19 protein-coding genes, 1 pseudogene and 1 CRISPR repeat array are annotated in these 25,231 nt (G+C 69.0%); of the genes and pseudogenes, 7 read left to right on the forward strand and 13 right to left on the reverse strand.

From position 1 onward, the window contains the following. The first annotated feature begins 120 nt into the window (after nucleotides 1–120). The 5 genes from ABD332_RS50170 (at nucleotide 121) to csb2 (ending at nucleotide 9,700) form a co-directional block, all read left to right on the forward strand. On the forward strand, nucleotides 121–1,353 hold the full coding sequence (locus ABD332_RS50170; RefSeq protein WP_344512486.1) for a helix-turn-helix domain-containing protein: 1,233 nt from the start codon (nucleotides 121–123) through the stop codon (nucleotides 1,351–1,353). 1,219 nt (nucleotides 1,354–2,572) lie between these two features. Continuing rightward, nucleotides 2,573–4,990 carry a type I-G CRISPR-associated helicase/endonuclease Cas3g gene (gene cas3g, locus ABD332_RS50175; RefSeq protein WP_344512488.1) on the forward strand — a complete coding sequence of 806 codons (2,418 nt, stop codon included), beginning with the start codon at nucleotides 2,573–2,575 and terminating at the stop codon, nucleotides 4,988–4,990. Continuing rightward, nucleotides 4,987–7,236: a type I-G CRISPR-associated protein Cas8g1/Csx17 gene (cas8g1, locus tag ABD332_RS50180; protein ID WP_344512490.1), complete on the forward strand. Its 2,250-nt coding sequence runs from the start codon at nucleotides 4,987–4,989 to the stop codon at nucleotides 7,234–7,236. Before cas3g ends, cas8g1 begins: the two co-directional genes overlap by 4 nt. Beyond that, nucleotides 7,233–8,276: a type I-G CRISPR-associated RAMP protein Csb1/Cas7g gene (gene cas7g / locus ABD332_RS50185; RefSeq protein WP_344512492.1), complete on the forward strand. Its 1,044-nt coding sequence runs from the start codon at nucleotides 7,233–7,235 to the stop codon at nucleotides 8,274–8,276. Before cas8g1 ends, cas7g begins: the two co-directional genes overlap by 4 nt. Then, nucleotides 8,273–9,700 (forward strand): type I-G CRISPR-associated protein Csb2, encoded by a 1,428-nt coding sequence (csb2, locus tag ABD332_RS50190; RefSeq protein ID WP_344512494.1) that lies wholly within the window; start codon nucleotides 8,273–8,275, stop codon nucleotides 9,698–9,700. Before cas7g ends, csb2 begins: the two co-directional genes overlap by 4 nt. A 232-nt stretch (nucleotides 9,701–9,932) precedes the next feature. Beyond that, a CRISPR array of direct repeats spans nucleotides 9,933–10,872; the repeat unit is 37 nt; unit sequence GTGTCACCGGCCCTACCCGGCCGGTCTCCATTGCGGC. 423 nt (nucleotides 10,873–11,295) lie between these two features. Here the strand turns inward: csb2 and ABD332_RS50195 are convergent. The 8 genes from ABD332_RS50195 to ABD332_RS50230 form a co-directional block, all read right to left on the reverse strand. Next, the gene (locus ABD332_RS50195; RefSeq protein WP_344512496.1) at nucleotides 11,296–11,694 is read right to left on the reverse strand and encodes a winged helix-turn-helix domain-containing protein; all 399 of its coding nucleotides are present in this window, start codon (nucleotides 11,692–11,694) and stop codon (nucleotides 11,296–11,298) included. Between the two features lie 235 nt (nucleotides 11,695–11,929). Next, complete coding sequence (locus ABD332_RS50200) at nucleotides 11,930–13,261, reverse strand: IS110 family RNA-guided transposase (RefSeq protein WP_344512498.1); 1,332 nt, start codon at nucleotides 13,259–13,261, stop codon at nucleotides 11,930–11,932. After that, nucleotides 13,258–13,851: a hypothetical protein gene (locus ABD332_RS50205; RefSeq protein ID WP_344512500.1), complete on the reverse strand. Its 594-nt coding sequence runs from the start codon at nucleotides 13,849–13,851 to the stop codon at nucleotides 13,258–13,260. Before ABD332_RS50205 ends, ABD332_RS50200 begins: the two co-directional genes overlap by 4 nt. A 246-nt stretch (nucleotides 13,852–14,097) precedes the next feature. Beyond that, the gene (locus tag ABD332_RS50210; RefSeq protein WP_344512502.1) at nucleotides 14,098–14,733 is read right to left on the reverse strand and encodes a hypothetical protein; all 636 of its coding nucleotides are present in this window, start codon (nucleotides 14,731–14,733) and stop codon (nucleotides 14,098–14,100) included. Nucleotides 14,734–14,740: 7 nt separating this feature from the next. Further along, nucleotides 14,741–15,937 carry an NUDIX domain-containing protein gene (locus ABD332_RS50215; protein ID WP_344512504.1) on the reverse strand — a complete coding sequence of 399 codons (1,197 nt, stop codon included), beginning with the start codon at nucleotides 15,935–15,937 and terminating at the stop codon, nucleotides 14,741–14,743. After that, complete coding sequence (locus ABD332_RS50220; protein WP_344512506.1) at nucleotides 15,934–16,485, reverse strand: hypothetical protein; 552 nt, start codon at nucleotides 16,483–16,485, stop codon at nucleotides 15,934–15,936. Before ABD332_RS50220 ends, ABD332_RS50215 begins: the two co-directional genes overlap by 4 nt. Continuing rightward, on the reverse strand, nucleotides 16,482–17,414 hold the full coding sequence (locus ABD332_RS50225; RefSeq protein WP_344512508.1) for a hypothetical protein: 933 nt from the start codon (nucleotides 17,412–17,414) through the stop codon (nucleotides 16,482–16,484). The genes ABD332_RS50220 and ABD332_RS50225 overlap by 4 nt, the downstream gene beginning before the upstream one ends. Further along, on the reverse strand, nucleotides 17,411–18,205 hold the full coding sequence (locus tag ABD332_RS50230; protein WP_344512510.1) for a class I SAM-dependent methyltransferase: 795 nt from the start codon (nucleotides 18,203–18,205) through the stop codon (nucleotides 17,411–17,413). The genes ABD332_RS50225 and ABD332_RS50230 overlap by 4 nt, the downstream gene beginning before the upstream one ends. Before the next feature lie 208 nt (nucleotides 18,206–18,413). Between ABD332_RS50230 and ABD332_RS60285 the strand changes: the two are divergent. After that, nucleotides 18,414–18,533 (forward strand): annotated as a pseudogene (locus tag ABD332_RS60285) (NAD-dependent epimerase); the annotation flags it as partial. Nucleotides 18,534–18,571: 38 nt separating this feature from the next. Here ABD332_RS60285 and ABD332_RS50235 read toward each other — a convergent pair. Together ABD332_RS50235 and ABD332_RS50240 are read right to left on the reverse strand one after the other, a co-directional pair. Beyond that, nucleotides 18,572–19,105, reverse strand: a complete 534-nt coding sequence (locus ABD332_RS50235) for a flavoprotein (RefSeq protein WP_344512512.1) — start codon at nucleotides 19,103–19,105, stop codon at nucleotides 18,572–18,574. A gap of 1 nt (nucleotide 19,106) precedes the next feature. Further along, nucleotides 19,107–20,528, reverse strand: a complete 1,422-nt coding sequence (locus ABD332_RS50240; protein WP_344512514.1) for a helix-turn-helix domain-containing protein — start codon at nucleotides 20,526–20,528, stop codon at nucleotides 19,107–19,109. Between the two features lie 234 nt (nucleotides 20,529–20,762). Here ABD332_RS50240 and ABD332_RS50245 point away from each other — a divergent pair, with 234 nt between their 5' ends. After that, nucleotides 20,763–21,479: an HAD family hydrolase gene (locus tag ABD332_RS50245; RefSeq protein WP_344512516.1), complete on the forward strand. Its 717-nt coding sequence runs from the start codon at nucleotides 20,763–20,765 to the stop codon at nucleotides 21,477–21,479. A gap of 17 nt (nucleotides 21,480–21,496) precedes the next feature. Here ABD332_RS50245 and ABD332_RS50250 read toward each other — a convergent pair whose 3' ends face one another. From ABD332_RS50250 to ABD332_RS50260, 3 genes are read right to left on the reverse strand one after another with little or no spacing between them, the layout of a single operon-like run. Continuing rightward, complete coding sequence (locus tag ABD332_RS50250) at nucleotides 21,497–22,864, reverse strand: NsdA family TPR-like regulatory protein (RefSeq protein WP_344512517.1); 1,368 nt, start codon at nucleotides 22,862–22,864, stop codon at nucleotides 21,497–21,499. A gap of 39 nt (nucleotides 22,865–22,903) precedes the next feature. Beyond that, complete coding sequence (locus tag ABD332_RS50255; RefSeq protein ID WP_344512519.1) at nucleotides 22,904–23,392, reverse strand: SAM-dependent methyltransferase; 489 nt, start codon at nucleotides 23,390–23,392, stop codon at nucleotides 22,904–22,906. Nucleotides 23,393–23,432: 40 nt separating this feature from the next. Next, nucleotides 23,433–24,884: an NsdA family TPR-like regulatory protein gene (locus tag ABD332_RS50260; RefSeq protein WP_344512521.1), complete on the reverse strand. Its 1,452-nt coding sequence runs from the start codon at nucleotides 24,882–24,884 to the stop codon at nucleotides 23,433–23,435. Between the last annotated feature and the right edge of the window lie 347 nt (nucleotides 24,885–25,231).

Genomic DNA, 25,231 nt, shown 5'->3' on the forward strand with positions numbered 1-25,231 from the left:
ACTCCCACAGTGCCGGCCGGAGGACCGCATCTGCGTCCGGACACGCCAAGCCGGTGCGTGGATCAGGTCGCGCAACACGGCACGGGGCACCCGGACAGGTGACTACCGGAGGTGAACAACGTGGATGCGCTGCCAATAGGCCGCCGCGTGGCGTATTGGCGGAACCGGCGGAGGATGTCGCAGCAGGTCTTCGCCGATCGACTCGGCAAGTCGAAGAGCTGGGTCGACAAGGTGGAGCGAGGCGCACGTCGGCTCGACAAGTTCTCCGTGGTGCACGAAATCGCCGAGGTGCTGCAGGTCGACATGCAGGTGCTGCTCGGCGAGGACCTTGAGCGCCGTCCCGAGGACCCCAACGGTGTCGACCCGGTCGAGATCGAGGGCATCCGCGCGCAGCTGGAGCGGTACAACCACCGCATCGCTATCTTCGACCCCCCGTCGGAGCTACCGCCCCTGGACGAGATGCGTAAGGCGGTCGCCCACGCCTGGCTGTCCTTCCAGCATGCGAGGTACGGCATGCTCGCCCGGACCCTGCCCCGCCTCCTGCGGCAGGCGCAGGCCGCTGACAGCGCCTACGGCGACGGGCCGTACGCCACCGAGGCCGCCCACCTGCTCGGGCAGATCGAGCAGATCTCCGCCGCAGTGCTGCACAAGCTCGGCGAGTACGAACTGGCCCGGATCGCCGCGGACCGCTCGGTCCTCGCTTCGCAACGTGCCGGTGACCAGCTGTTGGTCGGAGTGGCGATGAAGCGCGTTTCGATGGCACTGCTGTCTCTCGGGCGGGCACGCTCCGCGTTGGAGATCAATCTCAACGTCGCCTACCGGCTCGCACCCCGCACCGGCAACGGCGACCCCTCGCCCGAACGGATCTCCGTCTACGGCATCCTGCTGCTGCAGGCCGCTGTCGCCGCAGCACGGATCGGGGACAGCGCCACCTCCCGTGACCTGCTGGGCGCCGCGGAGGAGGCGGCGCAGGCCTTGGCCAGCGACGTCAACCATTGCCTGACCAGCTTCGGCCCGACAAACGTTGAGCTGTACCGAGCGGCCGCAGCGGTCGAGCTCGGCGAGGGCAGGATGGCGGTGCAGATCCACGACCGACTCGACCACGAAGGGTTCAACACGCTGCCGGCTGAGCGCCGAGCGCAGCACTACCTCAACCAGGCCCGCGCCCAGACGCTCATCAACGACATCGAAGCGGCCGGCGCGATGCTGCTGGCGGCTGATCGGCTCGCCCCATCCGAGGTCCGCTGCCGGCCACTCGCGCACGAGTTGCTCAGCGATCTGCTGCGCCGCACCCGGGGAACTCCGTCGGCCTCACTTGCCGAACTTGCCACACACCTGAGCGTCAGCGTGTAGGCGCCGAGCATCGTGGACTGACAGACGGCGAGCGCCCGGCCGTCGACGGAAGTGATGCAGCGAAGGCTCACTCAGCCCGGCGTCCCACGACCCGACCAACGCAACATCGACCACAACCAGTTAACGAGCCAGCACAGGCGGAGCCACGATCCGCCGTTGCAGTATTGGTTAGTTAGCGCATGCGGCGAGGACCGTGGCTAAACTGTGTCATGGTTCTGTACGGTCGGTCCAGAGCGGGTGCCGATCGGCGTAATACCTGAACAGGCTTGTGCGGAGCCGCAGGCGCGCCGACGATGGTTGAGCAGAAATCTCATCGGAATCTGTGGTTCTGCGAAGACGCGATCGGCGCCGTATCTCTTACGCGGGGGGCGAGTAACACACGCTTGCGCAGCAGGTCGAAGTCGGCCCGTCCCGTACATATGTTGTTTCAGCATCTTTGATGCAGTTGAGGTTGCCCGCAGACCCCCTCCCGATGTCTTCTGCAACTCGATCCCGAGCGCCGTCCAACGATGAGCGTCAAGTCTGGCAGTTCGTGGAGGCGCAATCGAGATCGGCCAGATATGGCCATCGGGCCGTCGGGCGACGAGCCGAGCGCCGCAATGGAGACCGGCCCGGTACGGCCGGTGACACGACCCGGCTCACGGAGCAGGGCGGCGGCCAGAACGCGCCGCAATGGAGACCGGCCAAGTACGGCCGGTGACACACGCGGCCGGTTGGGCGGGCGCGGTCCGGCGCGACGGCGCCGCAATGGAGACCGGCCAAGTACGGCCGGCGACACCCTTCCTGATCTGGGCATTGTGACTGCACCGCGAAGCAGCCTGCCATCGGAAGCGGACTATTGGTCAGCTTAGTCCACTTTGGCGTCTCGGAGCCTCACGCTCCGGGCGCGCGCACCTGAGATTCCTAGATTCCCTCCTCGCCGTTCGGCAGCGTGTTGAGTTGTCAAGGACGACATCAAGGAACGAGCCGCCGCATCGCGCAGCTGTCAACTTCTCACAGCGTTCCATGCCGGCTCCGTCCGACTGTAAGGGCCCGTGCTGTCGTCCGACAGTTGGATGTGGTGGCCATGGCGTTCACTCGCGAATAGGCGGGTGTGAGCAGGTGATCACGTTAGTCAATCAGATTTGTCGGCAACCTGACACATGTCGTGTTACTGGACGGTTTTTGTCGGAGGGCTTCTATACGGTGCCCGGTGCCGAGGTAGTTCACCGAAGGCGGGGTGAAGGAGGCGACGGTGCCGGGCAGCTTCGATGAACTGGTGCGGCGCGCAACCACGACGGTTGCCGGGGAGGGGTATGGCCCGTATCCGTATCAGCGTCGCTTGGCCGAGGAAGGGCTGCCGGACCTGCTGCGGGCACCGACCGGCTCGGGCAAGACATTGGCCGCGGCGTTGCCCTGGCTGTATCGGCGGCGCTACCACCCTGACGGCGAGGTGCGACGCTTGACGCCGCGGCGGCTGGCGATGGTACTGCCACAACGATCACTGGTGGAGCAGACCCGCATGGTGATCGCCGACTGGCTGGACAACCTCGGTTTGGCCGGTGAGGTCGGGTTGCATGTGCTGATGGGCGGCGCGTCGACCGATGAACGTTCGTGGCTGCTTGATCCGGCCTCAGACGCAATTCTGATCGGTACCCAGGACATGGTCCTGTCACGGTTGCTGCTGCGCGGCTACGCCGAGCCGCATGCCCGACGGCCGATGTCGTTCGGCCTGCTGCACGCCTCGACGCAGTTCGTGTTCGACGAGGTGCAACTGATGGGGCCGGCGCTGCCCACGTCGCTACAGCTGGCCGGGCTCCGTGGTGTGCTGGGCACGGCGGCGCCCTGCCAGAGCATGTGGATGTCAGCCACTGTCGACCCGGGCGACCTGCGCACGGTTGACTATCCGGGGCCGGAGCGCGTCATCGAGCTCGGTCCGGATGACCGGGCCGGTGGTCTGCGGCGGCGGCTGGAGGCGACCCGGACGGTGCAGCGGGCTGACGTGCCGACAGACGCGAAACGCTACGCTGCCGGCCTGGCGCAGCTGCTGATGACCGAACATCGGCCGGGGACGCGCACGATCGTCGTGCTGAACACTGTGGCCCGCGCCAATGAGGTGTACGTGGCGCTGTCGCGGCTGGGCGCTGTGGCCGAGGTGGTGTTGCTGCATTCACGGTTCCGGCCGGGTGAACGCGCCGTGCAGGCCGCGCAGGCGCTCGCCGAGCCCGGCGAGGCAGGCACGATTGTGATCGCTACCCAGGTGCTGGAGGCCGGCGTTGACGTGTCGTCGCGGGTGCTGATCACTGAGTCGGCGCCGTGGTCGTCGATCGTGCAGCGGGCGGGGCGGTGCAACCGCGCCGGCGAGTATGACGACGCGCTGCTGCTGTGGCTTCAGCCGCCAAAGGGGCGGGGCAGTCACCTCCCGTACGACGAGACCGACCTGGCCCACGCCGAGGCAGCGTTGACCGACCTGGAGAACGCCGCGGTGACCACCACCGCGTTGCAGGAGCGGCCAGTAGCCGAGCAACGGCCGGTGCATCCGGTGCTGCGTCGACGCGACCTGATCGACTTGTTCGACACCGCCCCTGATCTGTCGGGCAACGACCTGGACGTCAGCCGGTGGATCCGAGACGCCGACACGATCACTGTCGGGGTGGCATGGCGGGCGCTGCCCGACGGCCCAGCCGACGACGCGGCGTTCCCGGCCCGAGAAGAGTTGTGCCAGGTTCCCGTGGCCGAGCTGCGCGCCGTGGTGAGCACCCGGGCGGTGTGGGTGTTCGACCAGACCGCTGGTGCCTGGCAGCGTGCCCGGCCGGGGGACATCCGTCCGGGTGGGGTCGTTCTGCTGAACGCCGCCGACGGCGGCTACCTGCCCGACCAGGGCTGGGCGCCGGCCAGCAGGACGCCGGTGACTCCGGTCGAACCGCCGCTGCGTGAGGCCACGGACGGCCTGGACGCCGACCCGCTGACCGTCGTCGGTCAATGGGTGGGGTTGACCGAGCATCTCGACGACGTGCGCCGCGAAACCGAGAAGTTGCTCGGCGAGTTCGGCGACCTCGGCGGCCTGACCGAAGATCAGCGTGCCGCGGCCGCACTGGCTGGCCTGTACCACGATGTCGGCAAGGCCCATCCGGTATTCGCGGCGTCGCTGGCCCGGGCGGCCGGTGACCTGCCCGCGGGCGGACCATGGGCGAAGTCTGGCCGGCGCGGCGTGCTGCGCCACCAGCCGCCGCACTTCAGGCACGAGCTGGTCAGCGCGCTGATGCTGCTGGAACCGGACAGCGGGCTGCTGGAAGGTGTCTGCGAGCCGGATCTGGTCGCGTATCTGGTGGCCGCGCATCACGGCAAGACCCGGCTGACGATTCGGTCGGCGCCGGGCGAGAGCCGCGACCTGGTCCTCGGCGTCCGGCCCGTCGAGACGACCCTGCCGGTCGCCCTGCCCGACGGTCGGCATCTGCCGGCGCTGACGCTGCGCCGCGACGTGCTGGCGGTCGGCGGCGACGGTGGCGAGGGTTCCGGCGACTCGTGGCAGGCGCGGGCGTGCCGGCTCCGCGACCGCGCCGACCTTGGGCCGTTCCGGGTGGCGTTTCTGGAGGCGGTGGTCAGGGTGGCGGACTGGCGGGCCAGCGCCAGCTACGACCAGGAGACCACCGCATGATCACCATGGCTGGCTGCCGGACCGTACCGATCGGCTCGTACCTGCAGGGCCTGGGCATGTGGCGGGCGGTGGTGCGCCTGCTCGACCCCGAGGCCAAGGCGCACTGGCACGCAGGCCGTCTCGTGCTGTCCACTCACTTCAGCACCGCCGATGAGCTGATCGAGGCGTTGGCCGGGCGGTTCGAGCCGCTGCCGATCGCGTCGCCGTGGAACGCGGGCGCCGGCTACACCGACAACGGCAGCAACACCACTGCCACGGGCGCTCTGGCTGCCGTGCGGTCGTCGTCCGAGCCGCGGCTGGCACGGCTACGGGCAGTGGTCGAGGCCGCCGACCGGGTCACAGCAGAAGCGCATGCTCGAGGCTGGTCCGGCACGGGCAAGGAGCTGTGGGACAAGGCCCGGAAGCCCGACGTGATGCAGCTGTGCCGCAACGAGTTTCCCGACGACGCGCTGGCCTGGATCGACGCGGCGGTGGTGCTCGGCCGCGACGAGCGCGGCCGACCGGATCCGACCTACAGCCGGCTGCTGGGCACCGGCGGGAACTTCGGCCGCCAGGACGTGTCATCGACCTACGTTCAGGCGGTCCTGGCCGTGCTGGTCAAGTCACGAACTGCGAAACAGTCCGGCGGGTGGCTTCGGGCGGCGTTGGTCGGTGACGAGTCGGTGCCCTATCTGCGCAACACGGTCGGCCAGCTGGACCCGGGCCGAGCCGGCGGTGTGCAGTCCTCACCGCTGGAAAACGACGACGAAGGATTCGCCAACCCGTGGGCGTTTCTGTTCGCCATCGAAGGTGCCGTCCTGTTCGCCAGCGCTGCGGTGCGGCGGGAAGGTGCGCTGACCAGTCGGGTGGCGGTGCCGTTCGCTGTCGACGGCAGCGCGGGAGGCTTTGCCACCGACGCCGATGGTGAGCCAGTGCGTGCGGAGATGTGGATGCCGGAATGGTCACGGCCGGCGACTCTGGCGGAGATCGAACATCTGCTCGGCGAGGGCCGTGTCGAGTGGGGCGGTCGACCGGCCCGTACCGGGCTGGACTTTGTGCGCGCGGTGGCCACGCTCGGGGTGGATCGAGGGATCACGCACTTCACCCGCCACATTGTCACCGACCGGTTCGGTCAGTCGCCCCTCGCCGTGCCGGCTGGCCGGATCGCGGTCCGCGACCACGCCGGCCCAGTCGGCCTGCTTGGCGCGCTGGACCGGTGGCTCGACGACGTCCGGGCTGTCACCAGGTCCGGCGAGGTCACCAGCCGGATGCGGCAACTCGACGTGGCCTGCTTCGATGTCAGCCGTGGCGGCGGTCCGGCCGCGATGCGGACGGTCATCATCGCGCTCGGCCGTCTGCACGAGGCGGTCGCCAACTCGTCGGCGGCCCGTGAGCGGGTCCGCCGACCGCTCGTCGTCGCCGACGCTGCGGGGTGGTGGGCCGCCCTCGGCCCCGACTTGCCGGAGCTGCGTCTGGCCGCAGCGTTCGCGTCCGGCTCCGACGCCGACCTGTCCCAGCCGGTCCGGTTCGGGTCAGCGACGCTGCGGTGCCTGCTCAGCCCGGTCCGGCCCGCGCACGGCGGGAAGCGGCTGGAGTGGAGTGACCGGCCATCAGCTGTTGCTGTGTCCGGCGGTACCGTCGCCGCTCTGGCTGCCGCGCATCGTCGCCGCGGCATTCCCGGCGCCGTATCGGATCCTTTTGCTGGTGACACCGCCCGGCACCGCCCGGTCATCAAGGGGGTGCTCAGCGCCTTCCGACGTGGCCTGCACGCGTCGTTGAGTGATGTCGTTGCCCTTGCCGCCGGCGAGGTCGACGACGCCTTGCTGGGTGACTACCTGCGCGGCCTGGTCCTGCTGGACTGGTCGACTGCACCGTTGAGCCGGCTCACCATCCCCGGCGACGAGGAGCGGCCGTTCATCCCGGCGCCGCTCGCGCTCCTGCTGCCGTTCTTCGCCGTCGACCCGCTACCGATCCGGCTGCGCCGCGACGACCCTACCGACACGGCCGTGGTGCTGCGCCCCGGACCGGGCTGGCTGACCGGGCTCCGGTCTTCCGATCCAGCCGGGGTCTACACCGACGCGCTGCGGCGGCTGGGTGCTGCCGGCATCACCCGCACCGTCACACATGTCGCCGACGGTCTGGATGGCGACGCTGTCACCGCCGCACTGCTGCTGCGGATGCCACGCGGCGACCGGCTCGCCGCGCTGCGGTCCGTCGCCGTGCTTCCCGCACGTCCACCCGCCCGCGTCCTAGGAGAACCCGCATGAGTGCCACCCGCCACGTGTACGACGTGCCCCTGCGTCCCGTGCTCGGCAGCACGTTCCAGCCCACCGGCTTCCCGGACCTGGGCCCGGCCACGTTCGACCGGCTCGACGCCGACGGGGGCGTCACCCCGTCCCTGCTGGTCGAGTCGGTGCAATCGATGGCCAACCGGCTGGAGGCGACCCTGTGGGACCGCGGCGCTCAGCAGCCTGTCGAAGTCACCGACGGTCTGCCGTATGTGCGGGTGGTGCGTGCCGGCACCGACGAGTTCCTCACCTCGAGCCGTCTGGAGGCTCACCGGCTGGCGTCACCGTTCGTCCGGGAGGCCGCCTGCGACGGCGAGAACATGGAAGCCGTGATCGGTCAGCGTCTCGGGCTGGCACGGGACACCCCGCTCAACCTTCCCGCCATGGCCCGTGCGCTGCTGCAGCTCGACCCACTGTGCCTGCTGCACGGCGTCTTCTTCGCCCAGAAGGCGTGGATCGGCCAACCCAGGTTCCCGCGTGCCGTGTCCGCGGTGATCGAGGCGCACGACGTGCGCCGCGCCGTGTCCGGCGGCCGTAAGAGCGACTCGGTCCGCCACCAGCTCAACCGCGACACCGCCAACGGTGAGGACAGCAGCGGCGACACAGGCGTCGAGACGACTGGTGGCGGCACCGCCGAAGGCTACGGATCGGTACCGTTCCACCGTGTGGAGTGGACGGCCCGCACGATCCTCGCCACCTTCGTCGTCGACCGGGAACTGCTGCACTCCTACGGCCTGCCGCAGCCGGCCAGCGACCTGCTGGAGACCCTCGCCCTGTGGGAAATCCGGGCGCTGCTGAGCGGCGGGCTGCGGCTGCGGACCGCCTGCGACCTGGAACTCGCCGACGACATCAGCACCCGCCGCGGCGAACCACTCCCCGAGACCAGCGACTTGACCGGCCGCCTGCGCGACCTCATCGGACAATGCGCGGACCTGCTCGGCGACGGCAAGGCAATCACTGTCCAATGGGGCGGACACAAGACCAACGCCAAGGCCGCGAGCGGCAAGGCGAAGTCGTGACCACCACCCTGGTCGTCCGGTTCGTCCTCGGCCGCTACCATGCGAACCCGTGGGGTCACCACGTCAACGAGGGCCAGGTCGAGCTCCCACCGTCCCCATGGCGGGTGCTGCGGGCGCTATACGCGGTGTGGAAGACCCGCGCCCCCGACCTGGACGACAACACCGTACACACACTGCTGGGCCGGCTCGCCGAGCCGCCGGTCTACTTCGTGCCGCCGTTCCAGCTCGGTCACACCCGCCACTACCTGCCCAACACGAAGCTCCGAGCCGGCGCAGCCAGCCGCGACAAGACCCTGGATGCGTTCGCGGTGTTCGACCGGAACGCCGAACTGGCCATCCGCTGGCCGTTCACTCTGCCCGCCGAGCAGGTTAAGGCGCTCGGCCGGCTCGCCGAGTCGCTGCCCTACCTCGGCCGCGCCGACAGCCTGTGCGAAGCCCGCCTCGACGAAACCTGGCAACCCGGCCAGCACCACACGGTCGCCTCCCCGCTCGACCTCGACGACGGCCTCCAGGACACCGACACGATCAGCCTGCTCACCCCGACGATGCCGCTTGACCTCGCCGCCCTCACCGCACGCCCCGTTGACCTCCGCGCCGGGAACCTGCTGTTCCCTCCCGCGACCCAGTTCCTGGACTACGCACGCCCCTTGGAACAGCAGCCCCGCCGCACGCCGCGGTGGCGCCGCACCTGGCAACCCGTCCCCGCGGTGCGGTTCACCGTCGCCGCGGACGTGCTGCCACCCATCGGTGACGCCGTCGCGATCACCGACCGGCTGCGCCTGGCGGCCGTTGCCAAGCTCAACGCGGTACGCGGCCACGAGCACAGCCACAGTCTGCTCGCCGGCCGGGGCAGCGACGGCCGCCCGCTCACCGACCACCAGCACGCTCACTACCTGGCCCTGCCGAACCCTGAACGTCGTTTGGCCGAACTGGTCATCTGGACGCCCGGCGGGCTCGCCGAAGACGAGCTGACCGCTCTGTCACGCATCGTCGAGCTCCGACCGCCGAAGGGCATGCCGGGCGCTGGCCCGCTCGACGTCCGTATGGCCGCCTACGGCGACACCGTCACCGTCCTTGGCGACCTCACCGGCCCAGCCCGCGCCTGGCAGTCGCTGACGCCATTCGTGCCGCCCCGTCATCCGAAACACGACTGGGGCCAGTTCGTCACCGGCGAGATCCACCGCGAGCTCGCCTTTCGTGGTCTCCCGGCCCCCACCTCAGTTGAGTTGGCCGGCGGTGACTGGACCCAGTTTCTACGCCAGCGGCCGTCCAAACGCTTCGCCCGCACCAATCCGGCTGGCCCCATCATCCGGCGAGGTGCCGACGTGACCCTCACCTTCCCCGAACCGCTACTCGGTCCCTTCGCGCTGGGCTACCTGGCGCACTTCGGCCTTGGTCTGTTCCGCCCAGCAAGTCGCGACTGACTGAACGCGACCATCGCCGACGGTCCTAAGCTTGAACGTGCGTATTCCAGCAGGCTCGTTCCTTGACAACTCAATATGTCGTCGAGCGGGCGGGGAAGCAACCTAGGAACCCCAAGTACGCATGCTCGGAGCGCGGGATTCCGAGGCGTCAAAGTAGACTAAACCGACCAATGGCCCCGAGGTCTATGGCGGGCTGCTTCGCGGCGTAGCCAGAATACCCAGGTCGGGCAGGGTGTCACCGGCCCTACCCGGCCGGTCTCCATTGCGGCACATACAAGGGAGACACCTGATGACCGCACCCGTGCAGGTGTCACCGGCCCTACCCGGCCGGTCTCCATTGCGGCGCGGTCAGCGCGAGGTAGTCCGCGGCGGCCGGCCGCGAGTGTCACCGGCCCTACCCGGCCGGTCTCCATTGCGGCAGCGGCTACGTCGACGAGTGGCCGACGTCATGGGCGGACGTGTCACCGGCCCTACCCGGCCGGTCTCCATTGCGGCAGCGGCTACGTCGACGAGTGGCCGACGTCATGGGCGGACGTGTCACCGGCCCTACCCGGCCGGTCTCCATTGCGGCTTCGACCAGCTCATCGGCAAACGCACGGGCCACCACGAGTGTCACCGGCCCTACCCGGCCGGTCTCCATTGCGGCACCCTGCAGGACCTCGCGGACCTGTACACCGGCCTCACCGTGTCACCGGCCCTACCCGGCCGGTCTCCATTGCGGCGCCCCGTTGCGGATCTCGATGACGTTGCCGGTGGAGATCGTGTCACCGCCCCTACCCGGCCGGTCTCCATTGCGGCTCAGTGAAGTTGAGCCAGTTCTCACCACCATGAGCCATGTGTCACCGGCCCTACCCGGTCGGTCTCCATTTGCGGCCTGGACAAGGTCAACGCGCAGGCATCGAGTACCGGGTGTCACCGGCCCTACCCGGCCGGTCTCCATTGCGGCTGGACCTGGACGACCACCCACCTCGGCCAGTACGTCGTGTCTGTCGCCGGCCCTACTCGGCCGGTCTCCATTGCGGCTTTACTACCGACTTCGCTCCGCGAGTCGGCGTCAAGTGTGTCACCGGCCGTACCCGGCCGGTCTCCATTGCGGCTGGAAGACGTCGGCGCCGTCGCCGACGGCGTTCATCGGGTGTCACCGGCCGTACCCGGCCAGTCTCCATTGCAGCTCCGGCTCGCAGCCGTAGTCGGTGACCACGGTCCAGTGTGTCACCGGCCGTACTCGGCCGGTCTCCATTGCAGCACCTGGCTGTCCTTTGGAGCCGCTGTTGGGATCCTCGTGTGTCACCGGCCGTACCCGGCCGGTCTCCATTGCGGCCGCTCGCCGGTCGCCTCCAGGTAGGCGGGCGTCCCCGTGTCACCGGCCGTGCCCGGCCGGTCTCCATTGCGGCGCCTCGCAGAGCAGGATCAGATCCGGGTCGACGCCCGTGTCACCGGCCGTAGCCGGCCGGCCTCCATTGCGGCGGCGACTACCCGCCGGGTGAGGCGGAGCTGCTGCTGGCGTGTCACCGGCCGTACCCGGCCGGTCTCCATTGCCCATGTAGGTTGACCGAATCCTCGATCCATCTGCTGGCGATGAGTCCAGTGCACGCTCACCGCCGCAGCGTGATCTCGACGCGGTCCGCTGGGTAGTTGTCGGTCGCCGTATCGGGCGTCGTGACCACGAGCAGCGGTGTTGAGGCCCGGCAGCCGAGTGCTGCAAGTTCGGGTTGCATTGGCATGCGGGCGGTGACGATGGTGCCTGCGGAGACGAGGATTGGCGTCCGATCCGGGGCTGGCGCGACCGTTGTCCGGCGTCCCCGTCCGGTGACGATGAGGTCCTCGGCTCGGAGGGCGGCGAGGGCATCGCGGATCAACTCGCGGCCGCACCCGTAAGCCGTGGCGAGTTGCGCTTCCGTGGGCAGCCGGGTGCCTGGCGGGTACGTGCCGTCGAGGAATTGCTGGCGGATCAGGTCGGCGACATGCTGATATCGCGCACTGAAAGGGCTCATCAATTCATAGTAGGGCCATATGGCCCTACTTGGAAGGTGGCGATCGTCGGTTACGGCCGGGGCGTGTTCAGGCAGCCGACTCGGTGAGTTCGGCGAGGTCGACGGCGGCGGCAAAGGTCTCGTACGCGGTGGTTGGGGCGGGCAGGGGGCGGCCGGGTCTCGTTCCCGCGTCAGAGCTCCGCAGGTGCGGGCGTCGGGGATGACTCAGAGGTGTCCCGGCTGCCTCCTGCCCGCCTCACCGGTCCGGGTCGCGTGGTGGGAAGGCGCGGGCTTCGTCGTAGAGTTCGCCGCGGGCGAGGCAGTGGTGCAGCCCGGACAGCAGCCGTCGGGCGACGCGGCGCAGCGCGCCAGCGTAGGTGTCGCCGGCGGCACGGCGGTGCTGGTAGAGCTGGTAGGCGCCGGGGGATTTGGTGAGCGCGCTGAACGCCCACCGGTGGCAGGCTTCCTTCAGGGTGCGGTTGCAGATGCGTCGGTGGGCGACGATGCGGCTGGACCCGCTTTCCCAGGTCAGCGGCGCGAGTCCGGCGTACGCGCACAGCCCGGCCGCGGTTCGGAACCGGTCGGGGTCGTCGCCGATCTGGGCGAGCAGGCGGGCACCGGTCAGTGGCCCGCATCCGGGCATCGACAGGAACGTCTTGGCGGCGGGGTGGTTCTCGAACCGGGCGACGAGCTTGTCGACGAGGTCGTCGCTGCTGGCGCATGCCTGGTTGAACTGGGCGAGCACGACGCGGATCTCCATGGCGAGCGCCTGCTCGACCACGGCCGGCAGCCGCAGGACGGGCTGTGCGAACAGGTCCCGCAGCCGGTATGCCTCGGCGTCGATGAGCCGGGTCCGGCCGGCCGCCGCGAGGACTATGGTCAGGCGGTGCTGGGTGAGGCGGTGCGCGGCGGCAGCGGTCGGGCCGGCGGCGAGAACGGCGCGGGCTTCGGGGCGGCGCAGGCCGTGGTCGAGGTGCGTCCAGGCGGTGACCGCGGCCGGGTGGGCCTGCTGCAGCAGGCTCCGGAGCCGCTGCTGCAGCCGTTGCCGGTGCCGTTGCGCGGACAGCTGCGCGTGGCTGAGCATGGTGATCGCCGAGCACTCCGGCGTGTGTTCGGGCAGCGGCCGCAGCCACACCCAGCTGGCCGACAGGATCGACGCGAGTAGTTTCGAGTCGCTCTGGTCGGACTTCTTTGGTGCTGGGGTGATCCTGCGTCGCTCGGCGGCGACCATCGATGGCGGGATCTGGTAGACGGGTTGGCCTCGCTGCCGCAGGGCGGCGACCAGCAACCCGCGGTTGGTCTCGATCGCGACCGGGACGTGCCTGCGGCTGTGGCTGTGGCTGCGTGACAGCGACCCGAGCAGGGTCAGCAGTTGCTGCACCCCTTCGGGGTTGGTCGGGATCTTCACCCGGGTGTGGAGGTTGCCGTCGCGGTCGATGACTGTGACGTCGTTGAGGCCTTCGGACCAGTCGATGCCGCAGAACCAGCGCGGCCGCCGCCGCGCCCCTGCCGCCGCCGTGGCGGCAGGGGCTGCGGCGGGTCGGCTGTCGGCGCCGTCGTCGTGCGACTGGTGGGATCGGCGGGTCATGCCGTCGGGTCGGCGGGAAGCAGCTGGTGCAGGCCGCGCAGCCGTTCGGGGTGTTGGGTGAGGCGGGCGATGAGCCGGTGCTGCGCGGCGGGCAGCTGCGCTTCGCCGGTTCTGGTGGCGCAGCGAATGAGGTGGGTGAGATCGTCGGCTGTTCCGGCCGGTGCTCCCCAGGTGGTGATGTGCCGGTGCACGGCCAGCCCGGCGTGGAGTCGGGCCGGGCTCGGCGCGGTGACCTGTCCCCACCGTGGCCAGCAGTGCGTGACCAGGCCGGTCGTCAGCTCGAGCAGCGCAGGGTCGGCGGCGTCGGCACGCAGCCGCGCGACGACTGCCGCGGCGGCCAGGTGCGCGCCGAGCTGCCACCGCCCAGCGAACTGGACGACGTCGGGCGGCGCGCCGACTGTAGTGGCGGCCCGCCCGTAGCTGCCGGACAGTCGGTCGACGACCGTCCAGACATGGTCGTGGTCGGGATGGTCGGCGAGGACCGCACCGATCATCCCCTCCGCCGCTGTGACCGCGTAGGCAGGCGGCACCGCCCATGCAGGCAGGTACCGCGCGATCAGCGCAGGGTGCGGGGTGGTTGAACGGTCCATGGACTGGATCCTCTTCTGGGCAGGCGGGCATGCACTGACAGCGAATTCGGCCAGCGTCAACCCCGCTGCGCGGGGACCACCGCCGGACATGACTGGCGGATCCGTTGCGGCGGCAGCGCACACGCCAACCGGGATCAAACGTGTGTCCGACACTCCGGACGGGTGCGGCGGAGCGCCGGGTCGTCGGGCCGGACGGGCGAACGGAGACCATGTTCTGGGGCGTGGTGGCATGGCGGTAGCGCCGTCTCAGAGTCGTCCGGTGAGGGCTTGGATAGCGTGCCAGGCGGCGGTGGTATTGCGGGCGAGCGATGCGGTGGCGGGCAGGGAAAGCTGGGTGGGGTCGTTCGCAGCGGTGCTGTCGCGGAACTCGCGTAGGAATCTGCGGAGATACTGCAGGTAGGCAGTGCTGGCGCGTTCGGTGTCGGTCAGGCGGTGGAAGATCTCGTCGTAGGAGGCGGTGGTCAGTTCGATGGAGAGGCAGGGGTGGACTTCGGCGAGGTGCCGCGTGGTTGCACGCAGTTCGGCGGTGAGTTGAGCGATCGCCGGTGTCGGCGTGATTGGTGGCTTGGCGGTGAGGTGTGCTTGCGCGGATGCTTCGACGGTTCGCGGGCCACGGTCGACAAGAACGATCGGGTGCTGATCAGTGAGTGCGAGAAGGTCGCTCACGCGGGTGCGCTGTGCGGCCAGCAGATCCGCGGCGACGGTGGCGGCTGGTGTCGTGGTGACCCAGGTCGCGAACGCTGCTGGGACTGGCGCGGCGGGCAGGTACGTCCACAGTGGCGGGGCTGTGACGGTGGCGTCGGCCGGGTGGCAGCGGATGAGCTGGTTGATCAGGGTCGTTTTGCCGGTGCCGTCGACACCTTCGACGTAGACGACGACCATCGTGGGTTCACCGGGATGCTGCGGGTGTGTGGCGGTGGATGAGGTCGTCGATGGCGTCGGCGGCGTGGGCGGCGAGGTGCTCGGCGGTGTCGAGATCGGTGGCACCAGCGCGCCGGAACGTGTCGTAGCCGCTGAGCAACTGCCGGATAGGGGCGTCTGCGTAGCGTTGGCCGAGCAGATCGATCAGGGCCGGGAGGCGTAGGTCAGCCTGCTCGTCGGTGGTGAGGGCGAAGAGCCGGGCGACGCTGCAGGTCACGGAGAGGATGCGCCGTGCGCGGTTGCGGCGGGCGGGGGTGTCGCGGACGGGTTGGGTGGTCCGGTCGGCGGCGAATGTCTGTAGTGCGGTCATCGCGGCGAGGGTGTCGGGGTGCTGGAGCGCCGGCGGTTGGATGGTGGGTGCGGCGCCGGCGATGACGGCGACGTCGGTGCCGATGCGGCGCAGCGCGGTGTGCAGTTTCGTGTCGTAGAGCGGTCCGGCGGCGGGTTGGCGGCGCCCGTCGGGGCCGGCAATGTGCAGTGAGATCGACGTATCGAGGCGGGCGGCGGTGTCGCGGACCAGTGCGGTCAAGGTGTCGGCGACTTCATCGTTGTGGGGGAGGCCGTAGGCGATGAGGTCGATGTCGCTCCAGCCGTCGACGAAGTCGCCGCGGGCGGCGGAGCCGCACACGGCCAGGCCGGCTGCGGGGTGCGGGGCGAGGAGCGGCCCGGCAGCGCTGGCGGTGTCGCGGACGGCGTGGTCGAGGGTGGTGCTGAATGGCAGCGGGCCGTCGCTGCGCCACGCCGTGATGCTGGCGGCGCGGTCGAGGAAGGCGACGAACCCGGTGTGGCTGGCCGCTGCGGCAGCCTCGGCGGGGGAGAGCCAGCGTGCCTCGGTGAACCCCTCCCCGATGTGCGCGGCGGTTGTGGTGTCGTCGGTGGTGAGCAGGAACCAGTCGACGGTCTTCGCGGCGGGCGTGCTGTCGCGGTCGGTGAACTGGTACTGCTCGCGGCCGAGGTAGCCGGCGTAGTGCAAGCCGGTCAGGCCCGATTCTTCGGTGACTTCGCGGAAGGCGGCGGCCAGGGGCGCCTCGCCGAGCTCGAGCCGGCCCTTCGGGGCCACGGTCTGCCGCTCGCCGGTGACCCGGGTCTGCTCGAGCAGCAGCAACTGCGGCGCGGCGACACCGGTGACGACGACGGCCCCGGCAGAGGCGTACAGGCGGGTCATGCGACTCCTTCATGACGGGTCAGCTGGTCGAGTGTTCGGTCGAGCTGGTCGAGGAATTCAGCCCGGCCGGTGTCGTTGTCGATCCACCGATCGGCGATCGCGCGCCACAGGTCGAGCTGTTCGGTGACCCGTTTCCGGGCGTCTTTAGCGTCCAGGACGGCCGCAGCCTGCTCGGTGCTCAACTGTCGATCGGCGGTGAGCCGCTGCAGCCTGGTCGTTCGGGTGGCGGTGATGAAGACAATCCAGCAGCGGTCCGGCCAGGCGCGCCGGGTCGCCTCCGCGAGGTCGGTGTCGATGAAGCTTTCGACCAACACTGCCCGCCGGCCGTCGGGTATGGGCAGGTGCAGCATACGGTCGACAAACTCTGCGTGTTCGAACCCTTCGCGCATCGGCACACCCTCGTGCACGGCGGGTATGCCAGAGGTGAGCGTGGTGAGGATCGTTCGGATCTTCACCCGGTGCGCGCCGCGCCCGGCGAGGTACGCGCCGGCGGTCGACTTGCCGGACTCACTCGTCCCGGCCAGCAGCAGGAGCGGCGGCCGGTTCATCCTTTCACCGATCCGACGGCGAGTCCGGCGGCGGCCACGCTGGCTGGAAGGTCAGCCGGAGCGCCGACCCCGACTCGGAACGCAGGCACGGCAATGAGCTGCTGCAGCAACCCGCTGTGGGTAGGCAGCGGTGATGCCTGCTCGGCGAGTGGTCGTCCGGCCGGATCCACCACCTGGCTGGCGTCGGCGAGGATCGATACGTGGTCGAGTTGCGGATCGGTCAGCTTGCAGAGGTGGTCGGTGAGCGCCCAGCGCAGCAGGTGCCGCGCTGCGTCCGGCTCGACCGGCTCGGTCCGTCCGGCTTGCAATCCCTGGTCGGGGATGAGGACGACGTGCAGCGGCGCGTCGCATGCTGCGGTCGCGACCGTTGCGCGCAATTCGCTCGGGTACCGCAGTGGCGCTTCGGTCGGTGCCGGGGCGGTGTATGGGGCCATGTCGGACCGGACATGCCAGGGCAGCGTCGGCGCCGCCGCCAGCACCACACCATCGGGCGTGGTGTGCGCGAAGGCAAACTCGTCCACCAGCAGCCGGCCGTGCGCACGGGCCATCGCCAGCGCGAGGGAGGTCTTGCCCTGGCCGAGACCGCCGTCCAGAACCGCGACCCCCGCACCGCTCGCCACCGTGAATGCACTGCCGTGCAGCAGCACCCGCGTGTCGGCCGACCGCTCCAGAAAGGCAATGCCGCGGGTGACCGCCTGCAACACTCCAATCAGGATGGCAGGCCCTGCCGCGTCAATCGGCAGCGTCAAACTGATCACGCGTCGCATCTCGTCGATGACGAGGCGGGCGTCACCGGCACGTCGAACGATCAGCTGATGTGTCGGTTGCCTTGCCCCGCTCGCACCAGCGATACGGTCGAGAAAGTCGGCGACCGCGCCGCCGTCGGTGTCGACGTCGACCACGAGCTCGCCGAACTGCAGCCGCCTCATGACCGAATGACATTCGGTTTGGTGAGCGCGAGCCACATCGAGTAGGCGCCGTGGCGAGGTCGGACGGGTCTGCGCGAGCCAGCGAGGAGCTCGCGTTCACTGGTCACGGTCGCGAACGTGCCCAACCCGCACGCGGCGGCGAGCTGGTACAGCTCCCGCGCGGTGGTTAGGTGTGCGTAGCCCGGTGCGGCGCCGTTGGCCTTGTTCGCCAGGTACAGGATGTCGCGGGCAGGGAGCGGCAGTGACCGACTTCCGCCCCAGCGCCGGGCTGAGCGAGCGAGCAGTTCCAGGAGATTCGCGGCGCGGATCAGGCCGAACCGTCCCCAGTAGTACCAGTTGAACGCTTCGACGAGCACGGTGCCGCCAGGCGCGCACACCCGCCACAACTCCCGCAGCGTGGCAAGCCGTTCCTGCGGCGTCGGCAGCGCGTTGAACGAGAACCGCAGACACCAGACCTGGTCGAAACTGGCGCCCGGGAACGGCAGATCGGTCATGCTCGCATGGACGAACCCGACTGATGGCGCCGCCGCCCGGGCAACCGCCAGGGCGGAGCCGTTCACGTCGACACCGACGATGTCGCCGCCTCGCGCGGCCACCGCCCGCGTCACCCGGCCAGCCCCGCAGCCCACATCCAGAATCCGGCAGCCAGCACCGACCCGGGCGAACAGCTGATTCTCACATGGGCGCAGCGGCGCGTCCCGGTAGAAGCTGGTCTCGCCGGCGTAGTGGACCTCGTTCAACGCCTGGATCATCGGCCCGTACCCGATCGCCGCGAGCTGCGGTTCCAGCATCAATGGTGTCGTCCTCCCACTATCACCGCGCTCCATGGGTGCTGAGCTGCAGACCGAGCTGTCACCCGGCGACCGGTCCCATTGACTACGGTCTCCGAATCGGTCGAGACAGGGAATACCGACTTACGGTCCGACTTGGTGTACCGACTTGCGGTCCGACCTGGGATTGAGCAGGCAAACACCACCCCTCTGAGAGGGCTGATCTTGAGCGAGATGCGAACAAGCGGTACTGGATGCGGTCGGGCAAGAGCGGACGACCGTACTGCGCCCTGGCGTCATCCTCGGCCCTCACGGGTACGTCGGCCGGCTCACGTCGTGGCTTTCGCGAGTCGGTCCGCCAGCGGTGACTTACCCGCAGGCAAGCCGCTATGCGCGGGTAGCTGCGGCAGTCATGGCTGCCGCGACGTCAGCCCAGTTGTACAGATGGGGAGTGCTGGCAGGCGCCTGCTGTCGGAGTTCGGCGAAGCGCACGCCGCACTGTTGTAACAGCTGCACATTTGCGTGGTAGGCCGGATGGCTTGTCAGGGTCTTCTTCGCATACGGACATGCGAGGATCGGCGTGGCTTCGCCCAGGGCCGACTGCAGGACGGCGAGCGCTGCGTTGTCATTGATGCCGGCCGCCCATTTGTTGATGGTGTTAAAGGTGGCCGGTACAACGACGACCACGTCTGCTCGGCGGGTGTCCCTCGGCTCGTCGGGACTCCGCTGCGCGACGCGGACGAGCCCGCCGACAATCTGGCTGATCATGGTTGTGTCGATCCACGTCGCTGCGGTCGGGGTGACCGTCAGCTGGACGGCCCAGCCGTCGGCACGAAGCAGGGTGACGAGTTCCGTGACGTGCTGGACCGGGGGTGCCGCGCAGACCACCAGATGCGCGCTGAGTTGCCGGCGTTCGGTCATCTCAGCGCCCGATGCCAGCCGCTTCGGCCAGGGTGCGAAGCTCGCGAGCGTCTGTCCCGGTAGACGACTTGAGCATGTCGGCGACGAGCTGTCGATTCTCCGGATGCACCTGAAACAGCTGCGGCGCTATGCGGCCAGCCGACACGACATGATGAACGGCTGTGGGCAGCCCATCGGATCTGGTCACATGGGCGATGACGAGGTCCAGGTGGATTTGTGCCCGTCGGCCGACCAAGCCGCCGGGCAGAGCTGCTGTATTGATGGCGTGGGCGGCTTGGATAGCGTCGTCGTAGCGGTGCAGGGCGTTCTCGGCTGACGTGCGGTGGATCAGGACGTTGGTGGCGTTGAATGCCGTCCAGAGTTGGTTGCTGTCTGCTGGGACGCTGCAAGCGAGCCTGCTTGCCGCGGCGAGGTGGGCGGTAGCGCGTTTTCGGGCGCCGCTGCGGGCAGCGATGACGGCGCCGAGCAGATTCAGTGCCCCAGCAGCTGCGGTCGTTTGCGCCGTGACCTCGGCCCTGCTGAGCTGCGATAGCGACGTGTGGACCAGTTGCTCGGCTGGCCCGCTGTCAGGATAGAGCGACAGGAGGGCGCAACTGCTCTGGTACGCCGCAAGTCCAGCGATCGCCGGCGCGTCGACGGTCGCGGCGATCTGTGCGGCACGGTCGGCTGCCACCCAAGCCAACGACCCGTCGGCGAACTTCGCAGCCACCTTCGACGCAGCGATGTAGGCGAGTGCGAGTGCGTACCGGGCCCGTCGTCGAACGGCGCCGGCGGACTGTTCCGCAAGCTCGTTGGCACGCGCGAGCACGCTGGGCAAGCGGGCTGCAACCTCGAGGTAGCGCGCCTGTTGGTAACCGTCATGTGCCGCGGCGACCGAGCGCCAGATGTGCTCGACTGTAAGTTCATTCAAGTCGGGCGTAGAGCCGCCGCCGATCAGCAGAGCAGCCTGCAACGCGCGCAGGGTCACCCGAGAGCCGTCGGGCAAGGCCGGCTGTCCAGCAGCCACCGTTACTAGTGCCGGAAACAGGAGAGCGGTTCGGCGATACATCACCTCAACGGTATCCGGTGACCGGTCCGTGCCTTCGGTGACATCATCGACCTGACGGAAGCCTGGAGGATGGTTCCTGGGCCCGTCGGTCCGCCGTGGGATGTAGAGGTCGAGTTCGGTGTCGGTGGTGGCGCCGAGGGCGTGGCGGAGGGCGGCTCGTCGTTCGTCGCTGGGCCAGCGGTGTTCGCCGCGTTCGAGTTTGCCGATCCAGCGGCTGTCGACGTAGTGGGCGTTGAGATCCCGGCCGGGGTGCAGCCGGTCGAGGGTGGCGTTGACGAGATCGGCGAGCTCGGAGCGGGACATGCTTTGCCCGGCGCGCAACGGTGAGTGAGTGCGCAGGCGGGCATCGCGCAAGGTGCGGTTCGGTGTGATCACCGCATCGGGATGACGAGGCACCGACCCTTCCCCTCCTGGCGGACCGACTCCGCGACAAAGTTTGGATGCTGCCGCCTGAGACGCAGACAGCGACGCAAGCGTATCGACCGCCGACATGATACGTACACCCGCGGCGACCGTGCACATGCGATCGGTAACCCAGCAGGGGATGCTTGCCGCTGTCCCGGACGGCGTGAGAATCATCTGGTCCGATCACTGTGCGACGATGGTCCGGTGGAGCATCGGGATGCTGGCCTTGTGATCTGGGACGTGGACGGCACGCTGATTCCGGCAGATCTTCGCTGGTTGCGTCGCTCTATCGCTCGTACGTACGAGATCGATGAGGCGGCTGTGACCTTCCCGGAAACGAAGGTCCACGGCTACACCGACGAGTCCATCGTGATCGACACTGCGATCGCCTCCGGCATCGCATCAGTCGACGCCGAAGCCGGCGTCCCACGCTTCCACCAGGTTCTAGCGGAAGTCATGGAGGCGGGCCGCGACGAGCTTGCTCGCGTTCAGCCGCCGTATCCCGGCGTCGCAGCCAGCATCGCCGAGCTGCACCGGCGAGGCTTCGTGCAGACGGTACTCACCGGGAACTTGCGAGTGGCGGCAGAGATCAAGATCCAGTCGCTGGGCCTTGGGGGTGAACTGGACCTGGAGATCGGGGGATACGGCTCCGACGAACGAGACCGGTTCCGTCTTCCTGACGTCGTTGCGCGCCGCTACCAAAGCAAGTATGGAGCGGTTGTCCTGCCGGACCGGACCGTGGTGGTCGGAGACGCGCCGAACGACATCGCCTGTGCGAGGAGCGCAGGTTTCCGGGCGGTGGTGGTCGCGCATCGGGCGAGCCTGGAAGAGCTGTCGAGCTATGGCCCGGATGCGGTGTTGGACTCGCTCGAGCCCGACTTGTTCGTCGCCACCATCGCGTACCTTGTCCAGCAGCGTTGACCCCTTCAGCCGTCTTCCTAGACCGCGGCCATCCTCTCGTCGAGTTCCTGGACGGCGCGTTCGGCGTTCCATCGGCTCAATCCTTCACGGGCGCGCCGGGCACGTGAGATGCCCCGAAGGTTGCCGATCCGCCCGAGCTGTTCGTATGCGTCACCGAGCGTGGTGCAGGCCGTGTCCAGATGACCGGCCAGCGCGTAAGCACTGGCGAGATCGACGTGAGCGGCAAGCGCCACGTTCGTGTTTTCCGGGTCCTGGTCAAGGACCGTCGACGCTCGCTCAAGGTGCAGGATGGCGGCTGCCGGTTCCTTGAGCAGGATGCGGCACGTACCTTCGTAAACATCCAGACGCGAGGCGGTCCAGTCGCTGAAGAGACCGGTCCGGTCGAACGAAGTGATCCCGTTGGCTGCCTGCCGAGCGCGGTCCAGCGCAGCCTCGGTTTCCGCCCGCATGTTCAGTGCCGCATAAGTCTGGGCCTGCTCCGCGGCGATCCTGGCTTGAGCGGCGAAGCTGAGGTGCTCGGCTGCGGCGGCGGCCTCGTCCAGCAGCTGCAGCCCGGTCATGATGTTGCCGTCGGCATGGATCAGTGTGGAGGCTCCGGAGTGCAGGTTGCTCTCGAAGATCCGGGCGGTCGCACCGAGCCGGATGTTGCCAAGCCGTTCGGCGAGAGTTCTTGCGTAGGCGCAACGGTCGAGAGCCATGGATCGGTTTCCCTGCGCGCTCCACAGCCGGCTGGCGACGATGGATGCTTCGCCGAGCATCGCGCCGATGGCGGCGCCCACCGGATCCCCGACTGCGTTTCGGGACAAGGTCAGTAGGCAGTCACGATGCGCCTCCACGAGACTCAGCAGTGCTGCGGGGGCCACCGCTTGCCGCTGCTGGGCAAGCATGCTCGTGACGACTGAAAAGCTGTTCCAGTCGTCGTACTCGCCGTCATCAAGACGAGCCATTTCATCGGTGAGCACACCGGAGAACTGCGCGTCGCCGCTCCATGTCTCGCCAGCTCGACTGACGTCCATGCTGGCCGAGACCCGGCTCTTCGGCGTTGGTGGGGTCGTTCCGTCACTGACGAAACCTTCGGTGCGGCGTGGGATGTAGAGGCCGAGCTCGCCATCGTTGGTGGCGCCGAGGGCGCGCCGGATGGCGGCCCGGCGTTCGTCGCTGGGCCAGCGGTGTTCGCCGCGTTCGAGTTTGCCGATCCAGCGGGCGTCGACGTAGTGGGCGGTGAGGTTGCGGGTGGGGTAGAGCTGGTTGAGGGCGGTGTTGACCTCGTCGGCGAGTTCGCTGCGGGACATGCACTGTCCGGCGCGTCGGGGTGACGGCAGGCGTTCCCGTGCCGCGCTGAGCACCGTATTGGGGGTGATGACAGTGTCGGGATGCCGCGGCATTGCACCTCCCTTGGCCTTGTTGACGTGCTGGGATCGCGACTAGCTCTCGTCCTGGCCGGCGTAGTAGTCGCGCAGCATGTGGTTGGTCCATTCCGGTTCCCGGATGTCGCCGCGTGGTCCCATTGCGGTGAACCAGGGCTTGATGTCGATGACGGGGGTGCCGTCGACGGCGTCGAGGTCTTCGACGTGCAGGTCGAGCCCGTCGACGGCGAGGAGTTTGCAGCGGGAGACGCCGAGCCAGTTGAGGCGGCGCATGTTGCGGTGACCGAAGATTCCGACGGGCGGCCAGTCCGGGTTGTCGCGTGGGCGCCGCGCGCCTGGGTGGAGGTCGGTTGGGTCGGTGAGGTGGAACCGGAAGATCACCTCCAGGTGTGAGAAGTCCTCCAGGCCAGCCGTGGCATCCGGGGGGAACCGCTCGGCGTCGATCCGGATGATGGAGCGGGTGCCGCCCCAGAAGTCGTCGGTCGGTTCGGTCCGACCGCCGACGACCACCGCGACTGCCTCGATATCGAACTTCAGGTGATCCATGCGGTCTTCCTCTCAGCGGCACCCGCCGCGATGGGGACGGTTAGGCAGCGGTGAGGTAGGCCGCTGCGCGTTCGTCGATGTCGCGGGCGGCCGGCATGTGCCGAAGCCACGGCCGTACGGTGCTGCGGATACGTGCGGCGACCTGCCGAGTCCGGCCGGACCTGACACCGGCCATCGCGTCGAGGGCCGTGGACCAGGTGACACACGCGTGTTCGATGTCGCCGGTTTCGGCGTGGATCGCACCGAGATATCCCAGGGTGACGGCGTGGGTGCGGGCGAACTGGCTGGCCTTGCGCAGGCGGACACTTCGCTCGAACTGCTCCTCGGCCCTGGTGTGGTCGCCGAGGACGTGGAGCGTGCGGGCGGTTTCGTGCGCGAGCGCGGCTTCGGTGAAGAAGAACACCCGGGTGGGTTCGTCATCGCCGGCGGTCGCGGACCGCAGGTCGTTCTCGGCGCGGATGAGGGCGGTCGCCGCGGCCGTGGGGTTGCCGGTGACTGCGAGAGCGCGAGCGTGCACCACGCCGAGCAATGCCCGCTCGCGCGGGCTGGCCTCGGTATACCTGGCTCCGTCCACCGACGCCGTCGCCAGGTCCAGTGCCCGCTGTGGCTGGTCGAGGTCCAGCGCCTGGTGCGCCAGGGCGCGTAGGACGTGGCCGACCAGGGCGGGTTCGTTAGCGTGGTGCGCGAGGTGGGCCGCGAGCGTGAGGTAACGGGTAGCGGCAGTGTGGTCGGAGTCGTCGAAGCCCATCCAGCCGGTCAGGTAGGCAACCTCCGCTGCGGCGGCCTGCAACGCGCGTCGCGTGCGGTCGTTACCGCCGGCCGCGAGCAGATCGGCGACATCGGAGTGGAGGTACTGCGTGACGGCGGTGCGCCCGTGGCCACCACCGCGGCGCTGCTCGGCCCGCGAGAACAGGTCCAGCATCTCCCGAACGGCCTCGACGTCATCAGCGGTTGCCTGCCGAATTGTGCGCTGCTGGGGACGCCCGATGGGTGGGACGAGCAGCCCGACGGCGGCGGAGGCGGCTGCCCCAAGCAACTGCCGGCGAAGTGTGTCCACGTCCACGCTCCCGAGATCACGTACCCCGTCCAGCGTATCGATGACCGAGTCGGCACGATGCGGCCCGTCCCCGCCGGTGGGCTGGTGCGCGGGCTGGCCTGGTGGCACGAGCAGGCCGGACCCGTCCTTGCGGTGCGTCCGGCCATCAGTACGTCGGGGAACGAAGAGCCCGAGCTGCAGCTCGGTAGCAGCGCCGAGCACGTGACGCAGCGCAGCACGACGTTCCTCGCTGGGCCAGCGGTGCTCGCCACGCTCAAGTTTGCCGATCCACCGAAAGTCGACATAGTGAGCGCTCAAGTCACGGCCGGGATACAGCAGGTCCAACGCGGCGTTGGCGGCATCGGCCAGTTCCGCCCGTGACATGCACTGTCCCGCCCGCCGCGGCGAGGCAATCCGCTCGCGTGCCGCGCCGAGCTGGTAGTTGGGCGTGATCACAGTGTCCGGGTGGCGCGACATCAGTTGGCCCGGCGCGGCGGGCGATTCAGGCCAAGATCCTCGTCCGTTGTCGCGGCGAGCACGTCGCGGAGCGCAGCTCGACGTTCAGGGCTCGGCCATCGGAACTGCCCACGTTCGAGCTTGCCGATCCAGTGAGCGTCGACGTGTATTGCTCCGTGCTCGCTGGTTGTGGACAGCTGATCTGGGCTCGCATGTACGAGCTCGGCCAGGTCGTCATGGGACATGCATCGTCTGGCCGACGCCGGTGACGACCTGCTTCGACGAGTGGCAACGAGCTGCACATTCGGTGCAGGCGTCGGATCGGGTTGGCGGGGCACGGCGCCGAC

It is taken from the genome of Dactylosporangium maewongense (assembly GCF_039531485.1).
Lineage (GTDB): Bacteria > Actinomycetota > Actinomycetes > Mycobacteriales > Micromonosporaceae > Dactylosporangium > Dactylosporangium maewongense.

Coding starts and splice junctions, on each gene's coding strand:
- ABD332_RS50225 (WP_344512508.1), bottom strand. CDS start 17,414: ATGAGGCGGCTGCAGTTCGGCGAGCTCGTGGTCGACGTCGACACCGAC.
- ABD332_RS50210 (WP_344512502.1), bottom strand. CDS start 14,733: ATGGTCGTCGTCTACGTCGAAGGTGTCGACGGCACCGGCAAAACGACC.
- ABD332_RS50205 (WP_344512500.1), bottom strand. CDS start 13,851: ATGGACCGTTCAACCACCCCGCACCCTGCGCTGATCGCGCGGTACCTG.
- ABD332_RS50200 (WP_344512498.1), bottom strand. CDS start 13,261: ATGACCCGCCGATCCCACCAGTCGCACGACGACGGCGCCGACAGCCGA.
- ABD332_RS50250 (WP_344512517.1), bottom strand. CDS start 22,864: ATGCCGCGGCATCCCGACACTGTCATCACCCCCAATACGGTGCTCAGC.
- ABD332_RS50230 (WP_344512510.1), bottom strand. CDS start 18,205: ATGCTGGAACCGCAGCTCGCGGCGATCGGGTACGGGCCGATGATCCAG.
- ABD332_RS50255 (WP_344512519.1), bottom strand. CDS start 23,392: ATGGATCACCTGAAGTTCGATATCGAGGCAGTCGCGGTGGTCGTCGGC.
- ABD332_RS50235 (WP_344512512.1), bottom strand. CDS start 19,105: ATGACCGAACGCCGGCAACTCAGCGCGCATCTGGTGGTCTGCGCGGCA.
- cas7g (WP_344512492.1), top strand. CDS start 7,233: ATGAGTGCCACCCGCCACGTGTACGACGTGCCCCTGCGTCCCGTGCTC.
- ABD332_RS50220 (WP_344512506.1), bottom strand. CDS start 16,485: ATGAACCGGCCGCCGCTCCTGCTGCTGGCCGGGACGAGTGAGTCCGGC.
- ABD332_RS50195 (WP_344512496.1), bottom strand. CDS start 11,694: ATGAGCCCTTTCAGTGCGCGATATCAGCATGTCGCCGACCTGATCCGC.
- cas8g1 (WP_344512490.1), top strand. CDS start 4,987: ATGATCACCATGGCTGGCTGCCGGACCGTACCGATCGGCTCGTACCTG.
- ABD332_RS50215 (WP_344512504.1), bottom strand. CDS start 15,937: ATGACCCGCCTGTACGCCTCTGCCGGGGCCGTCGTCGTCACCGGTGTC.